The following is a 17,442-nucleotide window of genomic DNA, read 5'->3' on the forward strand; positions in this document are numbered from 1 at the left end:
TGCCCGAGAAGGCACCGCCACCGTGCCGGGCCATACCGCCGTAGGTGTCCACGATGATCTTGCGGCCCGTGATGCCGCAGTCACCCATCGGACCACCCACGACGAAGCGACCGGTCGGGTTGACCAGGACGTTCATGTCGCCGTTGTCCAGGCCGACGCGGTCGAGCTCGGGGTTGATGACCTTCTCGCGGATGTCCTTGGCGAGCATGGTGTCGAGGTCGACGTCCTCGGCGTGCTGCGTGGACAGCACCACCGTGTCCAGGCGCACGGCCTGGTCACCGGCGTACTCGACGGTGACCTGGGTCTTGCCGTCCGGGCGCAGGTACGGCAGCACGCCGTCCTTGCGCACGTTGGTCAGCCGGCGGGACAGCCGGTGCGACAGGGCCAGCGGCAGCGGCATGAGCTCGTCGGTGTCGTTGCAGGCGTAGCCGAACATCAGGCCCTGGTCGCCCGCGCCCTGCTTCTCGATCTCGTCCTCGGAGCCCTCGACGCGCTGCTCGTGCGCCTCGTCCACGCCCTGGGCGATGTCCGGCGACTGGGCGTCGATGGCCACGTTCACACCGCAGGAGTTGCCGTCGAAGCCCTTGCCGGAGGAGTCGTACCCGATCTCCAGGACGGTGTCGCGGACGATCTGCTGGAAGTCCACGTAGGCCTCGGTCGTGATCTCACCGGCGATCTGCACCTGGCCGGTGGTGATCATGGTCTCGGCAGCGACGCGGGACTTGGGGTCCTTGGCGAGCAGCGCGTCCAGGATGGAGTCGCTGATCGCGTCCGACATCTTGTCCGGGTGACCCTCGGTCACCGACTCGCTGGTGAACAGCCTACGGTTGATCTCACTCACGCCTACTCCTCATCTCGCAGCTGAATGCTGCTTCGATCCTTGCGTTCACGAACGTCCGTGTCGTTGCGGGTCGGCCGGTCCGGTCCCGCGGACCTCCCGGCCCGGTCCGGCACCCGGGTTCAGGCGCGGCCGTGGATGACGCCCCAGGCGAGGCTTCCGCTCTTGCCGCCGTCGACCCAGTTGCGCAGACCGACCTTCATCCGACTGCGATAGTCCTCCCCGATGCGGTCCGCGAGTTCGTCCTCGCGCTTCTCCAGCTCCTGCAGCACTCGGCCGTAGTGGAGGGTCAAGTAGTCCGTCAAGTCCTCGAACTCGACGTCGGTGAGTCCGAGCTTGGACAGCTCCCGCTTGTAGAAACCGGGCGAACCGAGGCTGTCCAGGTGCAGCCGGTCCAGGATCGGCTGCAGCGCCTTCGACCCCGCGGCGCCGTCCGCCGCCATCGGGTCGGTGAAGACGAAGTCGCCCTTCGGCTGCAGCACGCGGGTCACTTCCTCCAGCACGCGCTCGCGCTCGCCGCTGTGCAGGATCGCGTCCTGCGACCAGACGAGGTCGAAGGCGTTGTCCTGGAACGGGAGGTTCTCGAAGGAACCCTCGTGGACCTCGATCAGTTCGTCGAGCCCCTCCTGCCGGTTGAACTCCCGGTTGCGGTCGTTCTCGACCTCGCTGAGGTTCAGGCAGGTGACCTTGCACCCGTAGGTGCGGGCCAGGTGCCGAGCGGCACCACCATACCCGGCGCCGATGTCGAGCACACGGGTGTCCGGCGTGATCTTCGCCTTGCTCGCCATGTGCTCCACGGTGCGCTGCGACGCGACGTTGATCTCCTCGTCCTGCGTCTTGTACAGGCCCACGTGGAAGTGGTTGCCGCCCCACACGTGGAAGTAGAAGTTGTCCGCGTCCTCGGAGTTGTAGTAGTCGCGGGCGGTGTGCACCGCGCCCGAGTACATGCTGGACAGTTCATCGTCCGGCGTGTACTTCTTCTCCGCGATGTGGATGAAGAAGTCCGGCTCGTCGTCGGAGTAGGTCTCCTGGAAGTCCCCGTAGGTGTCGATGCGCTGGAAGCCCACCTCGCGCAGCAGCCGCCGCGTGTAGTTCTTCCGGAGCGGGAACATGTTCAGGTAGTACTCGGACTTGTCCGGGAACACGTACTTGAACCGCGCGAGGCCGTCGTCGATGTGGTCCGGGTCGGCGGACACGTCCTCGCCCGCGTAGTAGTACGTGTGCTTGCTGGAGAAGCCGGAGTCCAGGATGGAGTCGTAGTTGCGCTGGTCGATGATCAGCACACCGTCGTGGTTCAGCATCGCGTAGAACTCCGCGAGCGCCTTGCGCCGGTCCCGCTCCGAGAAGAGGTGGGTAAACGAGTTACCCAGGCAGATGATCGCGTCGTACGTGCCGTGGACGTCGCGGTTGAGCCAGCGCCAGTCCGCGTTCACGACGCGCAGGATGTGCCCGCCGTAGGAGAGCCCGTTGCTGAACGCCTGGGCCAGCATCTGCGGGCTGCCGTCCGCACTGACCGTCTCGAAGCCTTCCTCCAGGAGCCGCACGGAGTGGAAACCGGTACCGGTCGCCGCGTCCAGGACGGACTTCACCCCGCGGGCTTTGAGCTGGTCAATGAAGAAGCGGCCTTCGCTCTCAGTGCGCGCCTTCCAGTCGATCAGGTCGTCCCACTTGTCGACGAACCCGCCGACGTACTCGTGCGTGTAGTGATCCGACTCGCGCACTTCCAACGGGTTGTCGCCGAAGACCTGCTCCTCGCGATGCATCGGGTCGACGTCCGACCCAGTCTGATCACTCTGGGCAAGGTCGTTCACGCTCTTGGCCATGCTTCACTCCCACCACTCGCGTTGGTCATGCGCCTCCGCACAACTCGGGTTCGCACGATTCAGTGCCCGAGCTCGACTCGTGGCCGTGCGGGTCGCCGCTGCGAAATAAGGGCAACTCTCGACCGACCTGGGCGGCCCGAATCAACGGCCGCGCACCAAAGTCGATCCCCGTGCGGTCAGCTTCGTTGCCGACCTCGACGCGAAATCTGTGCGTCGAGTACCCAAACTAGATGAAAAAGTTCCTGACACAACCTTTTCCGCTTGTGACCCTGATCACAACGCTCCGGTGATTGCATGATTCGGATGGACCGCCCCGGCGAAAAAACGCCCCACCACCTGCGAATTTCCGGAGCCTTTCCCCGCGGCGCAACGATCGCGTAAGTGCGCTTCGCCGCCATCCTGTGTACACGCGCGCGCACTTCTTAGCACATTACGCGGGAGGGAATCAACCGTGCACCCGAGTGATTCTTCGCAGGCCCAACCCCGGTGCACCCCCGCCGAACGGCGGGATCTCCCCTGCTCACCCGGTACATCGCCGCGGACGGCCGGGGTGTTACGGCTCCGCGACCCGCCGTTCGCGACGATCGGGAGCACGGCTCCACCTCGACAGCACTGAATCGCTTCAGCCCAGCGCACGGACAATCGCGGGCGAAATTCAGCGCCGCGTCCGGGCCGCGCCGAACGCACGGGCGGACACCTCGCTCACCGCATCCCGCCGTGATCTAGTCGAACGGCTGTTGACACCGCTGTCAACCCCCGAAAATCCCACACGATTTCTGCGCGCCGCCCGGCGCCATGTCGGGTTGTCGACAAAGCAACAAGGCTGGAATCCCGTCAGCAGAATCCTGAATACCGCGAAGATTCTCGTCATGCGGAAGGCATTCGCGGTGCCGACGCGGCGCGTTGCGCGATAGGCAAATCGCGCAGGAGGTGCCGCCCGCGCATTCGCCGGAATTCGGCGCGGCGGGGCGCTGCGGTGGATACCGCCGTCCGACCCGTTGCGCGGCAAGTCACCCCGCTCGGCGCACCGGACGTCGACGTTTGATGTTGGACACGCCACGCTCGACCCGTCCGGCCCGCCGGTCAACCACTTCCCGGGGTGCCGCTGCTCACACTTCCCGCCCCCGCGCTGCCCCGCGGGACCGCTCCTCCTGGCCACCCCCGCTCCCGGGCCTCCCCTCCGCGCAACGGGCACAACGCCCCGTGCTGCGCAGCTAGGCTGAGCGCATGATCGATGAGCTCTCCCTCACCACCGGGGCCGGTGTCTTCGACGCCCGAGCGGCCGGCCCGCACGACGGGCGCGCGGTTCTGCTGCTGCACGGGTTCCCGGAGACCTCGCTGCAGTGGAGCGCGCAGCTCGAGGTCCTCGGCGGCGCTGCCGGGTACCGCGCCATCGCGCCCGACCAGCGCGGGTACTCCCCCGGCGCCCGCCCGGAGGAGGTGCGGGAGTACCGGCGCGAGGAGCTCGTGGCCGACGTGTTCTCCCTGGCCGACGTCCTGGGGTGGGACCGCTTCGACCTCGTCGGCCACGACTGGGGCGCGATCGTCGCCTGGGCTTCCGCCGCGGCGCGCCCGGAGCGCGTGCGCACGTTGACCGCGGTGTCGGTGCCGCATCCCGATCCGTTCGCGGAGGCGATGCGCCACGACGAGGACCAGCAGCGGCGTTCGGCCTACATCAGCGACTTCCGCTCGGCCGGGGCCGAGCGGCGCCTGCTCGAGCAGGACGCCCGGGCGCTGCGCCGCGTCTACGGCGGCGTCGTGCCCTCCGAGCACGTCGCCGAGTACGTCCGCCGCTTCGGCGAGGAGGGCGCGCTCACCGCGGCGCTGAACTGGTACCGGGCGATGTCCCGGGACGACGGGGCGGTCGGACCGGTCGCGGTGCCGACGCTGTACGCGTGGGGCACCGAGGACGTGGCCGTCGGCCCGACGGCGGCGCTGGCCACCGCCGAGCACGTCACCGGACCGTACCGCTTCGAGATGTTGCAGGACGTCTCGCACTGGGTCCCGGAGGAGGTCCCCGACGAGCTCAACCGCCTGCTGCTGCAGCACCTGCGCGCGCACCCGGAGTGACGGCTCCCGCGCGACCGCCGCTGCTGCCGCGTCAGCGCGGCAGGTGCGCGTCGAGGAAGCGCACCATGTCCGCGCCGACCACATTGAACACACTGCCGTCGTGCCCGCCGGGCAGGACCGAGAACACCGGCGTGTTGCGGTGTTCGGCGCGAAGTCGTCGCGCCCCGGGGAGGAACGCGTCCTCGTCGCCCACCCAGATGCCGACCGGGACCCGTTCGCCCAGCATGTGCATCCGCCCGATCGGTTCGGTCCGGCGCCACTCCTGCTCCGTCACGAACGCGTGCTTCTCCCGCATGTGCGCCCATGTCGTGGGAACCGCTGGTGACAGCGCCGCGAGCGCGCTCACCGGGTTCCCGCGCACGCTCCGGTCGATCGCGTAGTTGACGGCTCCGAACCCACCGGTGGAAATCCCTGCGACAGCGGCAGGTTCGCCGAATCGACCACCGAGCCCACGGTGGACCATCCATTGCGGCAGCTCTTCGCGCAGCATGCTCGCGAGACGGCCGTTCGCCGAGTTGTCGCACCAGTACGCGTTGTACCCGCCGCCGGCGGAGACCAGACCGAACGGGGAGATCTCCCCGCTGCGCGCGAGGCTCCCCAGGGAGGACAGCGTGTCCCCCGGCACGGGACTGGGATTGATCCCGTCCCTGCCGTGCAGGTACAGCACCCACGGCAGCTCTCCCAGGTCCTCTTCATCCACAGTGGATGGGTGAGCCGTCCAGAGCTGGACGTTCGTGTGCCGGTACTCCGAGTACACCTCCTCGGTCCGCACCACCACGCCGTCCGCGGACTCCTGCTCCTGCGGCGCCTGCGAGGTCGCCCCGCCCGGCTCCGGTGGCGGCGCGGGCGTCGAGTCCGCCTCGGAGGTGCACCCGGCCGCCGCGGCCCCCGCCGCCAGCAGCCCCGCGTACCGCAGCAACCGCCGCCGATCGAGGAACCCGTCACGCATCTCGTCACCGAAAGTAGTCGTGGTCAGTGCCCGGGCAGGCGGCCCGCCCCACCGCAGCCGCACTGCCGGCCGACCAGACTACCCACCCCCGTCCCCGCCCCGCGCGCAGGCCGTCCCGAACCCGGGGAACACCGGTGCGGTGCTTGCCCGGACCCCCCGCACCCGGGAGCATGGGAGCGTTCCGCGCTGATCCCCCTCGCGCAAAGGAGCGGCACGTGAAAGGTTCCGAGGCCCTGCTGGCGACGGCGCACGCGTCCGGTGTGCGCGCGTGCTTCGCCAATCCGGGAACGACGGAGATCCCCCTGGTCGAAAGCTTCGACGAATCCCCCGGTGTGCGCCCGGTCCTGGCCTTGGCGGAAGGAGTCGCCACCGGCGCCGCCGACGGGTACGCGCGGATGGCCGAGGCACCGGCGCTGACCCTGCTGCACCTCGGCCCGGGCCTCGCCAACGGGATCGCGAACCTGCACAACGCCCGCCGCGGCCTCTCCCCGGTGATCAACGTCATCGGCGAGCACGCCAGCTGGCACCTGGCCGCGGACCCGCCGCTGGCCAGCGACATCGACTCGCTCGCCGCCCCCGTTTCCGGCTGGGTGGGACGCACCTCCTCCCCCGCCGGGACCGCACGCGCCTTCCTGACCGCCCGCGAGCGGGCGCTGCGGCTGCGCCTCCCCGCCACCCTGATCGCCGCGGCCGACCACATGGCCGGCGAGGGCGGTGCCGTGCCGGACGTGCCGGCTCCACCCGTTCGCCCGGCGGTGGACGACGAGCGGATCACCGAGGTCGCCAAGCGGCTCACCGGCAACGGCGGCGAAACCCGCCCGGCTCTGCTGCTCGGCGGTTCCGCTCTGCACCCCGCTGCGCTGACCGCCGCCGGGCGGATCGCGGCCGCGTGCGGCGGCGCCGTGTTCACCGAACGCGGCTCGGCGCGCGTCGACCGGACACCGAACCTCCCGGTCACCAGGGAACTGCCCTACTTCCCCGAAGACGTGCTCGCCGCGCTCGACGGCTGCACCGACCTCGTGCTCGTCGGGGCGCGCACCCCGGTGTCGTTCTTCGGGTACCAGGGGCAGCCGAGCTACCCGCTGCCGCCGGAGACGCGGATCCACACGTTGGCCGAGCCGACCGAGGACGCCACCGCGGCGGTGCACGGGCTGGCCGCCGCGACCGGCAGCGAGTCCACCGCTCCGGTGCGCGCCGACGCCCCGGAGCTCACCCCGCCGGAGGGGACGCTCACCGCCCAGGACGTGGCACGCGCGATCGCGTGCACGCAACCGGAGAACGCGATCGTCGTCAACGAAGGGGTCTCGGGTGCCGCGGCCTACCCCGCCGTCGCCGCCTCCGCCCCGCCGCACACCGAACTGGGCCTCACCGGCGGTGCGATCGGCGGCGGTCCCCCGCTGGCGACGGGGGCAGCCGTGGCCTGCCCCGAGCGCCCGGTGATCACGTTCCAGGCCGACGGCAGCGCCGCCTACAGCATCCAGGCACTGTGGACGCAGGCCCGGGAGGGGCTCAACGTCACCACGGTGGTGCTGGCCAACTCGCGCTACCGCATCCTGGAGACCGAACTCCACCGCCACGGGGTCGCCGAACCGGGTGCTTCGGCCCGCGATCTGACCGACCTCACCGGTCCCGCCGCGGACTGGACGAACGTGGCGCGCGGTTTCGGCGTCCCGGCCGTGCGCGTGACCACCGGTGCGGAACTGGTCGCCGAGCTGCGCAACGCGCAGCTCGGCGCCGGGCCGCGGCTGATCGAGGCCGTGCTGCGGTGACCTGCCGGTCCGCACGCGGGCGGGGCCGCGTCAGCTCGGACGCGGCCCCGCTGCGGTCGGGCCTTGCTCAGATGCTCCAGGTGTCGTTGCCGGTGAGCAGCTTCTGCAGGTCGGCCTGCTTGTTCTGCTTCGCCTCGGCCACCTGGGCGCGCGCCATGTCGTCGTAGGTATCGCGCGGCACGTTGCGGAAGATCCCGGTGACGGTCGGGTTGAGGTCCTGCCCGCCCAGCCGGGACAGCGCGAACGCGTACGACGGGTCGGGGTTGGCCGCGTCGTGCACCACGACCTCGTTCTCATCCACTTCGGACAGCTTGGCCACGCGGAGGCCGCCGGCACCGTCGGGGACGACGCCGCGGCGCTCGTCCTCCGGTCCGAAGACGACGGGTTCCCCCTGCCGCAGCGGGATGATCCGCCGCTGCTTCTCGTCGCCGTCCTTGAGCACGTCGAACGCACCGTCGTTGAAGATCGGGCAGTTCTGGTAGATCTCGACCAGGGCACTGCCGCGGTACTCGGCGGCGGCGCGGAGCGTCTCGGTCAGGTTCTGCCGGTCCGAGTCGATGACGCGGCCCACGAAACCGGCCTCGGCCCCCAGCGCCACGGACACCGGGTTGAACGGCTGATCCAGCGAACCGACCGGTGTGGACTTGGTGACCTTGCCGACCTCGCTCGTCGGCGAGTACTGGCCCTTGGTGAGCCCGTAGATCTGGTTGTTGAACAGCAGGATCGTCAGGTTCACGTTGCGCCGCAGCGCGTGGATGAGGTGGTTGCCGCCGATGGACAGCGCGTCGCCGTCACCGGTGACCACCCACACCGACAGGTCCGGGCGGCTGGTGGCCAGGCCGGTGGCGATGGCCGGCGCGCGGCCGTGGATGGAGTGCATCCCGTAGGTGTTCATGTAGTACGGGAACCGGGAGGAGCAGCCGATCCCCGAGACGAACACCATGTTCTCGCGCTTGAGGCCCAGCGACGGCAGGAAGCTCTGCACCGCGTTGAGCACGACGTAGTCGCCGCACCCGGGGCACCAGCGGACCTCCTGGTCGGACTTGAAGTCCTTCGCGGACTGCTTCTCGTCGGTGGTCGGAACCTCGGCCAGGCCGCCGAGCTCCGGCATTCCCAGATCCGTGGTAGTCACGCGGAAACCCCCTGCACGACATCGGTGAGCACGTTCTGCAGCTCCTCCGCCTGGAACGGCAGACCGGCCACCTTGGTGTAGGACTGCACGTCCACGAGGTAGCGCGAACGCAGCAGCATTGCCAACTGGCCGAGGTTCATCTCCGGCACCACGACCTTGTCGTAGGCGCGGAGGACCTCGCCCAGGTTGTCCGGCATCGGATTGAGGTGGCGCAGGTGCGCCTGGGCCACGGACATGCCCGCACCGCGCACGCGGCGGCAGGCCGCACCGATCGGACCGTACGAGGACCCCCAGCCCAGCACGAGCACGCGGGCCTGGCCGCTCGGATCGTCCACCTCGATGTCGGGCACCGCGACGCCGTCGGTCTTGTCCTGCCGCAACCTGACCATCCGGTCGTGGTTGTCCGGGTCGTAGGAGATGCTGCCCTTGCCGTCGGCCTTCTCCAGACCGCCGACCCGGTGCTCCAGGCCGGGCGTGCCCGGGATCGCCCACTCCCGCGCGAGCGTCTCGGGGTCGCGCTGGTAGGGCCAGAACTCCCCGGAGCCGTCGGAGGCGTTCGGTTCGGCGGCGAAGTCGACCCGCAGGTCGGGCAGCTCGTCCACGTCCGGGATCAGCCACGGCTCGGAGCCGTTGGCGACCGCGCCGTCGGACAGCAGCAGCACCGGCGTGCGGTAGGCCAGCGCGATCCGCGCCGCGTCCAGCGCGATGTCGAAGCAGTCGGCCGGGGAGCACGGCGCGATCACCGGCACCGGCGATTCACCGTTGCGGCCGTACAGCGCCTGCAGCAGGTCGGCCTGCTCGGTCTTCGTGGGCAGCCCGGTGGAGGGGCCGCCGCGCTGGATGTCGCACACCAGCAGCGGCAGTTCCAGCGCCACGGCCAGCCCGATCGTTTCGGACTTCAGCGCCAGGCCGGGCCCGGAGGTCGTGGTCACGCCCAGCGATCCGCCGAAGGAGGCGCCCAGCGCCGCGCCGATGCCGGCGATCTCGTCCTCGGCCTGGAAGGTGGTGACGCCGAAGTTCTTGTGCTTGGCGAGCTCGTGCAGCACGTCCGAGGCCGGTGTGATCGGGTAGCTGCCGAGGAACACCGGCAGTTCACTGCGCTGCCCCGCGGAGACGATGCCGTAGGCCAGCGCGGCGTTGCCGGTGATCTGCCGGTAGGTGCCCTGCGGCAGCTGCGCCGGGGCCACCTCGTAGGACACGGCGAAGGACTCGGTGGTCTCGCCGTAGTTCCAGCCCGCGTGGAAGGCGAGGAGGTTCGCCTCGGCGATCTCGGGCTTGTTGGCGAACTTCTCGCGCAGGAACTGCTCGGTGCTCTCGGTGGGCCGGTTGTACATCCAGGACAGCAGTCCCAGCGCGAACATGTTCTTGCACCGCGCCGCGTCCTTCTTGCCCAGCGAGGTCTCGGCCAGCGCCCCCTGGGTGAGGGTGTTCATCGCGACCTGGTGGACCGTGTACGGCTCCAGTTCCTCGGTCTCGAGGGGGCTCTGCTCGTAACCGACCTTCGACAGGTTGCGCTTGCCGAACTCGTCGGTGTTGACGATGAGCGTTCCCCCGCGCGGCAGGTCGCCGATGTTCGCCTTCAGCGCCGCGGGGTTCATCGCCACCAGCACGTCCGGCCGGTCGCCCGGTGTGAGGATGTCGTAGTCGGCGAAGTGCAGCTGGAAGCTCGACACCCCGGGCAGCGTGCCCGCAGGAGCGCGGATCTCGGCGGGGAAGTTCGGCAGCGTCGCCAGGTCGTTGCCGAAGGAGGCCGCCTCGGAGGTGAACCGGTCACCCGTCAGCTGCATGCCGTCACCGGAGTCACCGGCGAACCGGATGACCACCCGGTTGAGCTGGCGGACCCCGTCCTGCGGGCCGTCACCCCGGTTCGTGGCCGTCGCTGTGGCCGGTGAGCCCGAGTCCGCAGCTGCGGACCGGTGCCCATTCGTCGTGCCCACGTTGCTCCGTTCCCTTTCCCTGCAGGTGTGTGCGTCCCACGGCGTACGATACTCCGCCTCGCGGTCGTTCTTACCCACAGTAGGGTTCGGGATCAACCGCTTCTTCGCCCCGCACACGGCCGCGTGCGCCCCGCTGGCGCCGCTGCCCGATCGCACCGGCGCCCGCGGACACCGCTCGCGAATCGCCCGATCGCCCCAGGTCAGACGGGGAACGTGCGGTGAAAACCGGCGAACGGGCGGCGCGGTGCCGCACGACCGCACCGCGCTCGGCGCCCCCGGGGAGCACCGGCGCCGGAGCACGGGTGCGCTACGACACATCCCAGCATGCGAGAGATCCCCGACCGGGTGAGGATCAGCGCTGCCGCTTCCGCTCGTACATGTCGAGGTCCGCGCTGTGCAGCAGCTCGGTGGCCGACCGCTGCGGATCGCGGGTGGTGGCCAGCCCCACGCTGGCGCGGGCCTCCATCACCTCTCCGGCGATGATCAGCTCCGTGTCCAGGTACGCGGCCACCCGTTCGCGCAGCGCCCCGGCGGCCTCCTCGTCGGGCACCAGGCTCAGCACCACGAACTCGTCCCCGCCGAGCCGCGCGACCGTGTCCCCGGAGCGCACCGCGCGCTGCAGCTGCTGCGCGGCGGTCATGAGCAACCGGTCCCCGTGCGCGTGGCCGTAGCGGTCGTTGATCGGTTTGAGCCGGTCCAGATCGGCGAGGAGCACGCCGAGCACCGCGCAGCCGCTGCCGATCTGCTTGAGGTACTGCTCCATGCGGTCCTCGAGCAGCACCCGGTTCGCCAGACCGGTCAGCGGGTCGTGCAGCGCCAGGTGCGCCAGGTGCGCGTCCACCAGGCGCCGCTCCCCGATGCTCTCGTACTGGCTGATGATGAAGGCCGGCGAGCCGTCGGCGTCGGGCACCGTCGTGGCGCGGAGGAACACCCAGATGGGGCGGCCGTTCTTGCGCCGGAAGCGCTTCTCGACCGTCATGGTGTCGGTCTGCCCCTTGACGAGCTCGTGGAACTCGTCGCGGCCGCGCTCGTCGTCGAGCTCGTAGGTGAGGTCCCAGACCGACTTGCCGAGCAGTTCCTCGCGCTCGTAGCCGAGGGTCGCGGCGAGTTCCTCGTTGACCGCGCTCCACCGCCCGTCCAGGTCGAGCACGGCCATGCCGATGGGGGCGTTGGCGAAGCTGCGCCGCCACTGCTCCTCCAGCTCGCGGCGCTCGGTGATGTCCTGGATCTGCGAGAGCAGGTGCGTCACCGTTCCGGTGGAGTCGCGGATGTAGGCGCGGGAGACCAGCGTCCAGATCACCGAGCCGTCGCTGCGGACGTAGCGCTTCTCCAGCGGCTCGTCCGCGGCGCGCGGACCACCCAAGTCGATGTCATCCGGATGGGTGACATCGCGGTAGTCGCGTCCGCACAGCTGCTCGGCCGGGTAGCCCAGCAGTTCGCACAGGGCCGGATTGACGTACTCGTACCGGCCCTGCATGTCGATGATCGCCAGCGGAGCGGAGGCCTGGTCGAACACCTGGCGCCAGAACCCGTCCTCCACCGACATCCCCTCGGCCGCGGACATGGGAGGCCCAGAATAGCGCTGGCGCGTCCGCGCTCGCATCGCGCCACGCGCAGCACGCCCGCCGGAGGCCGCGCCGGCGCGCCGGTCGGCGGGCACCCACCGCCCCTTCCGGTGACGTTGGGCACACCGCGCTGGGCCGTCCGCGCGCGGAGCACCGAGGATTGCCGTTCATCCGCGATCACCCGCCGTCCCGCGGCGGCGTTGCCTGCGAGGAGGCCTCTTGACCACCGAACCCCGAGTCCGCTGCACCGTCGAGGACCACATCGCCGAGGTCCGGCTGGACCGGCCGGACAAGCTCAACGCCCTCGACGTGGACATGTTCCACGAGCTCCTGCGCACCGGGCGGGAGATCGCCGCGGACCCCGCGGTGCGCGTCGTGGTGCTGCACGGCGGCGGACGCGGGTTCTGCGCCGGCCTCGACTTCGCCGAGTTCGCCCGGATGGCTGACCCCTCCGGCGGGGAGGACAACCGCCTCGCCGCCGCGGACGCGGAACCGGTCGGACCGGCGCGCGCGCTGGCCCAGCAGGTCGTGTGGGTGTGGGCTGCGCTGCAGGTGCCGGTGATCGCGGCGGTGCACGGCGTCGCCTTCGGCGGCGGGCTGCAACTGGCACTGGGGGCCGACATCCGGTTCGCCACCGCGGACGCGCGCCTGTCGGTCATGGAGATCAACTGGGGCATCATCCCGGACATGACGGGAACGCAGGTGCTGCCCGAGCTCGTCGGCCGGGACGTGGCCAAGGAGCTCACGTTCACCGGCCGCGAGGTCACCGGTTCCGAGGCGGACGAGCTGGGACTGGTCACCCGCGTGAGCACCGACCCGCTCGCCGAGGCCCGCCGGGTGGCCGGCGAGATCGCGGGCAGGTCCCCGGACGCCGTCCGCCGCGCGAAGCGGCTGCTCGAGTTGGCAGGGCGCACCGACCTCGAGGAGGGTTTCGCCGCCGAGCAGCGCGCGATCGGCGAGCTCGTGGGCGGCGCCAACCAGCTCGAGGCCGTGTCCGCCAACTTCGCCGAGCGCGCGCCGCGGTTCAGCGATCCGGAGCGGCCCAGCGACCGGTGAACTCCGGTTCGGTGCCGCTGGTGAACGCCTCGCGCGCGTTGGCGGCGTCCTCGGTGGCGAAGTTGACCGCCTGCGCGCGCGCCTCACCGCCCAGAGCTTCGCCGAAGCTCTGCTGCGCTGCGGTGTGCAGCAGGTCCTTCGCCTGCGCCACGGCGGCCGGCGGCTTCCTGGCCAGCGACTCGGCGGTGGAGGCGGCGAACGCGTCGAGCTCGTCGTCCTCGCGCACCCAGGTCACCAGGCCGAGGTCCGCCGCCTCGGACGCGCCGACGAACTCGCCGAGCATCACCAGGCGCTTCGCCTGCTGCATGCCGACGATCCGCGGCAGCAGCCAGGACCCGCCGAAATCGGGCGAAAGCCCGCGGTTCGCGAAGATCTGGCTGAACCGCGCGTTCTCGGACGCGGCGACCACGTCGCAGCACAGCGCCAGGTTCCAGCCCGCTCCGACGCACGCGCCGCGCACCCGGGCCAGCACGGGCTTGGGCAGGTGGAACACCGCCTCGGCGACCGAGTTGACCAGCTCCATGCGGCGCAGCGGGTGCTGCCGGTCGGTCATCGCCGTCAGGTCGGCCCCGGCGCAGAAGTCACCGCCCGCACCGGTCAGCACGACGGCGCGCACCGCGTCGTCGGACGCGGCGCTGCGGAAGGCCTCCCGCAGCAGCCGCCACGCGTCCGGATCGAGCGCGTTCTTCTTCCGCGGGCGGTTGAGCGTCACGGTGAGCACGTTCCCGGAAAGCCGCGCGAGAACGGGGTCCTCGCCGGACCTCTCGCCCATTTCCTCCGTTGTGGACATCGTTGTTCCTCCTCCTGCACGGTGACTTCCGCCACGGGGCGCCGTCCGGCCGCCGACGCGCCGACCGCTGGGGCGGTCCCCGGTGGCGCGGGAAGTGCTGGGCAGGGCGCTGCTGCGCCACGGGTAGATTGGTGACGGGGTTCGCGCGCCGCCCCTGCAGTCCGCCCCGCCCCGCGAGGAGAGCGAGCACGATGACCGAGTACCGCCAGGCCCGGTTCACCCTGCCGAGCGGAGCGACCGACCTGCTGCTCGTGCGGCACGGCGAGTCGGAACCCGCCCGCGCGGGCACGCCGTTCCCCCTGATCGACGGCCAGAGCGACCCCGCGTTGGCGGAGGCCGGGCACGAGCAGGCCGAACTGGTGGGGGCCCGGCTGGCCGGGCAGCACCCCGACGCGGTCTACGTGACACCGCTGCGGCGCACGAGCATGACGGCGCTTCCGCTGCTCACCCGCACGGGGCTGAGCTCGCAGGCGGAACCGGAGCTGCGGGAGGTGCACCTCGGCGACTGGGAAGGCGGGGTGTTCCGCCGCAAGGTCGCCGAGGACGACCCCGTGCTGCACCGGATGTACGCCGAGCAGCGCTGGGACGTGATCCCCGGTGCCGAATCGCCGGAGACCTTCGCCGAGCGGGTGCGGGCGGCGATCTCGCGGATCGCCGCGAAGCACCCGGACCAGCGGGTCGTCGCGTTCACCCACGGCGGCGTCATCGCCGAGGTGATGCGCCAGACCGCGGACGCGCGACCGCTGGCGTTCCTCGGCGCGGACAACGGCTCCGTCTCGCAGGTCGTCGTCGACGGCTCGTCGTGGATCCTCCGGCGCTTCAACGACACCGCGCACCTGCACTCCGCATCGGACCCCTCCGCGGCCCCGCTGAGCTGATCCGCCCGCGGCGCCGCGGCGCTGCCTCGCGGTCAGCGCCGCCCCAGCGCGCGCACCGCAGCGCTCGGATCGCCCGGGGCGATCAGCGCGATGACCGGCGTGGTCACACCGTTGTCCACATAGGACTGAATGCGCTCGCGGCAGTGCTCCGCCGGACCGTGGACCACGAGGTCGTCGACGACGCGGTCCGGGATCGCCTCCAGGGCGCCCCTGCGGTCCCCCCGCTCCCACGCCTGCCACATCGGCGCGAGCTCCTCGCGGCCGAGCCACTCGTGGAACTTCCGGTACACGGGCACGTTCAGGTACGCGGCCAGGTGGCGCTTGGCGATCCCGCGCGCCGTGTCCGCATCGGTGTCCGGCACGACGAAGATGCGGGCCACGATCTCCTTGTCCGCCCCGCCTTCGCGCACGTACGGCGCCACCGTGCGCACGTCCGCGGGGGAGAGCCAGTTCAGGATCGCACCGTCGCCCTCCCGGCCGGCCAGCCGCAGCATGCCGGGCCGCAGCGCAGCCACGAGCATCGGCGGCGGGACGTCCGGGACGAGGCCCGGGCGGAAGCCGTCGACGCCGAACGTGTCGTACTGCTCGGTGACCTTCTCCCCGGTGAACGCCGTGCGCAGGAAGCGCAGCGTGTCCCGCACCCGCTTGAACGGCTCGGTGAAGGCCATGTCGTTCCAGGACTGCACGATGACGTCCGAGGACGTGCCCATCCCGAGCGCGAACCGCCCCGGTGCGGCGGCGGCCAGCGTCGCCGCGCTCATCGCCAGCGTCGCCGGCCCGCGCGTGAACACCGGGACGATCGCCGTGCCCAACCGCAGGCTCGGCGCCCACGTGGACGCGAGGGCCAACGGCGTGAACGCGTCGGCCCCGTTGGCCTCCGCGGACCACACGTCGGTGTAGCCGAGGTCGGGCAACTCTGCGATGAGACTCCGCTGCTCCGCCAGCGGGATCTCGGCGAACGGCACGGTGATGCCCCAGCGTCGTGTCACGGGTACCTCTCCTCCTCATCGGGGGACTGCTTCGTCGGGGAACGCGGGCTGCGGCGTCACGACCGCTCGGCGTAGCGCTGCCGCAGCTGCTCGCGCAGGAGCTTGCCCGTGGGGGTGCGCGGCACCTCCTGCACGAAATCGACGCCGCGGGGCGCTTTGTAGTGCGCCACGCGGGTGCGCACGTGGTCGATGACGTCGCGCTCCAGCTCCGGGCCGGCACGCTCCTGCGCCACCGGGGAGACCACCGCCCGCACGGACTCGCCCATCTCCGGGTCGGGGACACCGAACACGGCGGCGTCGAGCACCTCGGGGTGTCCGAGCAGGACGTTCTCCACCTCCTGCGGGTAGATGTTCACCCCGCCCGAGATGATCATGTTCCCCGCGCGGTCGGTGAGGTAGAGGAAGCCCTCCTCGTCGAGGTAGCCGAGATCGCCCACCGTGGCCCAGTTCCCGTGCTCCGGGTGCCTGCTCGCGCGGGTCTTCTCCGGATCCCCGAGGTACTCGAACGGGACCTCGTCCCGTTCGAAGTACACCGCGCCGATCTCGCCCGTTGCGAGCTCGGTGCCGTCCTCGTCGCACACGTGCGGCTCGCCCACGACCGCGCGCCCCACCGACCCGGGTCTGGCCAGCCACTGCTCGCTGTCGATGAGCGTCATCCCGATCGCCTCGGTCGAGGAGTAGTACTCGTGCAGGATCGGCCCCCACCAGTCGATCATGGCGCGTTTGACGTCGGGCGGGCACGGCGCGGCCGCGTGGATCGCCACCCGGTGCGCGGACAGGTCGTAGCGCTCGCGCACCCGCCGGTCGAGCCGGAGCATGCGCACGAACATCGTCGGCACCCACTGGCTGTGCGTGACGCCGTGGCGCTCGATCGAGGCCAGCGCCGCCTCCGCGTCGAACCGGTGCATGAGCACCACGGTCCCGCCGAGGGAGTGCACCGCCGTGCTGTAGCGCAGCGGCGCGGCGTGGTAGAAGGGCGCGGGCGAGAGGTAGGCGCTCGAGGAGTCCACCCCGTACACGCCGCTGAGCAGATCCAGCAGCGCATCCGCGGCCTCCCCGAGCGCGCAGCCCGGCAGGGGCGGCTTGATGCCCTTGGGCAGCCCGGTCGTGCCGGAGGAGTACAGCAGCGCGGCCCCCTGCGGTTCGCGTTCGGGCCTGCGCGGCGAGACCTCCGCCAGGGCCTCGTCGAGGGGGCGGTACCCGGCGACCTCGCCGCCGTAGCTCAACAACGCGGTCACCGCGGGCAACCGGTCGGCGACCGCTTCGGCCACCTCGCGCAGAGCCGCGGACACGACGAGCACGCGCGCCTGCGCGTCGTCGACCACGTAGGCGACCTCGTCCGCGGTCAGGTGGCTGTTCACCGCGCACACGTACAGCCCGGCGCGCACGCCGGCCCAGTACACCTCGTAACCGCGCGGATCGTTGTCGGTGAGCACGGCGACGGCGTCGCCCTCGACGAGGCCGCGCTCGCCAAAGACGTTGGCCAACCGGGCGGAGCGCTCCTCCAGTTCGCCGTAGGTGAGGACCGCCCCGGTCTCCGCCGCGACCACGGCGGGGCGTTCGGGGGTTTCGGCTGCGTGGACTCCTGGGTGCATCACGACCTCCGCGTCATCGCCGAGTTGGGACGTGCCGCCGGGCACGACCGG

The 17,442-nt window shown here is 71.0% G+C and carries 13 protein-coding genes; 4 read left to right on the forward strand and 9 right to left on the reverse strand.

Going from position 1 to position 17,442, the window contains the following annotated elements:
• Together metK and ACYVJE_RS19375 are read right to left on the reverse strand one after the other, a co-directional pair.
• On the reverse strand, window positions 1-841 hold an 841-nt coding region (gene metK, locus ACYVJE_RS19370), incomplete at its 3' end, for a methionine adenosyltransferase (protein WP_461145563.1).
• Between the two features lie 119 nt (window positions 842-960).
• Complete coding sequence (locus tag ACYVJE_RS19375) at window positions 961-2,661, reverse strand: glycine/sarcosine N-methyltransferase (protein WP_459159266.1); 1,701 nt, start codon at window positions 2,659-2,661, stop codon at window positions 961-963.
• 1,227 nt (window positions 2,662-3,888) lie between these two features.
• Between ACYVJE_RS19375 and ACYVJE_RS19380 the strand changes: the two genes are divergently transcribed.
• Entirely contained in the window at window positions 3,889-4,731 is an 843-nt protein-coding gene (locus ACYVJE_RS19380; protein ID WP_461145564.1) for an alpha/beta fold hydrolase, read from the forward strand.
• Between the two features lie 31 nt (window positions 4,732-4,762).
• Here ACYVJE_RS19380 and ACYVJE_RS19385 read toward each other — a convergent pair whose 3' ends face one another.
• Window positions 4,763-5,680 carry an alpha/beta hydrolase-fold protein gene (locus ACYVJE_RS19385; RefSeq protein ID WP_461145565.1) on the reverse strand — a complete coding sequence of 306 codons (918 nt, stop codon included), beginning with the start codon at window positions 5,678-5,680 and terminating at the stop codon, window positions 4,763-4,765.
• 215 nt (window positions 5,681-5,895) lie between these two features.
• Between ACYVJE_RS19385 and ACYVJE_RS19390 the strand changes: the two genes are divergently transcribed.
• Window positions 5,896-7,449, forward strand: coding sequence for an acetolactate synthase large subunit (locus ACYVJE_RS19390; RefSeq protein WP_461145566.1), 1,554 nt, complete (start codon window positions 5,896-5,898; stop codon window positions 7,447-7,449).
• Window positions 7,450-7,516: 67 nt separating this feature from the next.
• Here ACYVJE_RS19390 and ACYVJE_RS19395 read toward each other — a convergent pair whose 3' ends face one another.
• The 3 genes from ACYVJE_RS19395 to ACYVJE_RS19405 form a co-directional block, all read right to left on the reverse strand.
• The gene (locus ACYVJE_RS19395) at window positions 7,517-8,581 is read right to left on the reverse strand and encodes a 2-oxoacid:ferredoxin oxidoreductase subunit beta (protein WP_461145567.1); all 1,065 of its coding nucleotides are present in this window, start codon (window positions 8,579-8,581) and stop codon (window positions 7,517-7,519) included.
• On the reverse strand, window positions 8,578-10,518 hold the full coding sequence (locus ACYVJE_RS19400; RefSeq protein ID WP_461145568.1) for a 2-oxoacid:acceptor oxidoreductase subunit alpha: 1,941 nt from the start codon (window positions 10,516-10,518) through the stop codon (window positions 8,578-8,580). Before ACYVJE_RS19400 ends, ACYVJE_RS19395 begins: the two co-directional genes overlap by 4 nt.
• Before the next feature lie 352 nt (window positions 10,519-10,870).
• The gene (locus ACYVJE_RS19405) at window positions 10,871-12,082 is read right to left on the reverse strand and encodes a PAS domain S-box protein (protein WP_461145569.1); all 1,212 of its coding nucleotides are present in this window, start codon (window positions 12,080-12,082) and stop codon (window positions 10,871-10,873) included.
• A gap of 220 nt (window positions 12,083-12,302) precedes the next feature.
• Here ACYVJE_RS19405 and ACYVJE_RS19410 point away from each other — a divergent pair, with 220 nt between their 5' ends.
• Entirely contained in the window at window positions 12,303-13,139 is an 837-nt protein-coding gene (locus ACYVJE_RS19410; RefSeq protein WP_461145570.1) for a crotonase/enoyl-CoA hydratase family protein, read from the forward strand.
• Here the strand turns inward: ACYVJE_RS19410 and ACYVJE_RS19415 are convergent.
• Entirely contained in the window at window positions 13,108-13,929 is an 822-nt protein-coding gene (locus tag ACYVJE_RS19415; RefSeq protein ID WP_461145571.1) for an enoyl-CoA hydratase/isomerase family protein, read from the reverse strand. The genes ACYVJE_RS19410 and ACYVJE_RS19415 overlap by 32 nt on opposite strands.
• Before the next feature lie 191 nt (window positions 13,930-14,120).
• Between ACYVJE_RS19415 and ACYVJE_RS19420 the strand changes: the two genes are divergently transcribed.
• The gene (locus tag ACYVJE_RS19420; RefSeq protein WP_459159257.1) at window positions 14,121-14,807 is read left to right on the forward strand and encodes a histidine phosphatase family protein; all 687 of its coding nucleotides are present in this window, start codon (window positions 14,121-14,123) and stop codon (window positions 14,805-14,807) included.
• Between the two features lie 32 nt (window positions 14,808-14,839).
• Here ACYVJE_RS19420 and ACYVJE_RS19425 read toward each other — a convergent pair whose 3' ends face one another.
• Both ACYVJE_RS19425 and ACYVJE_RS19430 read right to left on the reverse strand, forming a co-directional pair.
• The gene (locus ACYVJE_RS19425; protein WP_461145572.1) at window positions 14,840-15,796 is read right to left on the reverse strand and encodes an LLM class F420-dependent oxidoreductase; all 957 of its coding nucleotides are present in this window, start codon (window positions 15,794-15,796) and stop codon (window positions 14,840-14,842) included.
• 56 nt (window positions 15,797-15,852) lie between these two features.
• Complete coding sequence (locus ACYVJE_RS19430) at window positions 15,853-17,391, reverse strand: acyl-CoA synthetase (protein ID WP_461145573.1); 1,539 nt, start codon at window positions 17,389-17,391, stop codon at window positions 15,853-15,855.
• Between the last annotated feature and the right edge of the window lie 51 nt (window positions 17,392-17,442).

Source organism: Salinifilum aidingensis, from assembly GCF_054782015.1.

Bases quoted from the DNA above. Each gene is read 5' to 3' on its own strand.
- ACYVJE_RS19375 (WP_459159266.1), bottom strand. From the start codon at position 2,661: ATGGCCAAGAGCGTGAACGACCTTGCCCAGAGTGATCAGACTGGGTCG.
- ACYVJE_RS19380 (WP_461145564.1), top strand. From the start codon at position 3,889: ATGATCGATGAGCTCTCCCTCACCACCGGGGCCGGTGTCTTCGACGCC.
- ACYVJE_RS19385 (WP_461145565.1), bottom strand. From the start codon at position 5,680: ATGCGTGACGGGTTCCTCGATCGGCGGCGGTTGCTGCGGTACGCGGGG.
- ACYVJE_RS19405 (WP_461145569.1), bottom strand. From the start codon at position 12,082: ATGTCCGCGGCCGAGGGGATGTCGGTGGAGGACGGGTTCTGGCGCCAG.
- ACYVJE_RS19415 (WP_461145571.1), bottom strand. From the start codon at position 13,929: ATGTCCACAACGGAGGAAATGGGCGAGAGGTCCGGCGAGGACCCCGTT.
- ACYVJE_RS19420 (WP_459159257.1), top strand. From the start codon at position 14,121: ATGACCGAGTACCGCCAGGCCCGGTTCACCCTGCCGAGCGGAGCGACC.
- ACYVJE_RS19430 (WP_461145573.1), bottom strand. From the start codon at position 17,391: ATGCACCCAGGAGTCCACGCAGCCGAAACCCCCGAACGCCCCGCCGTG.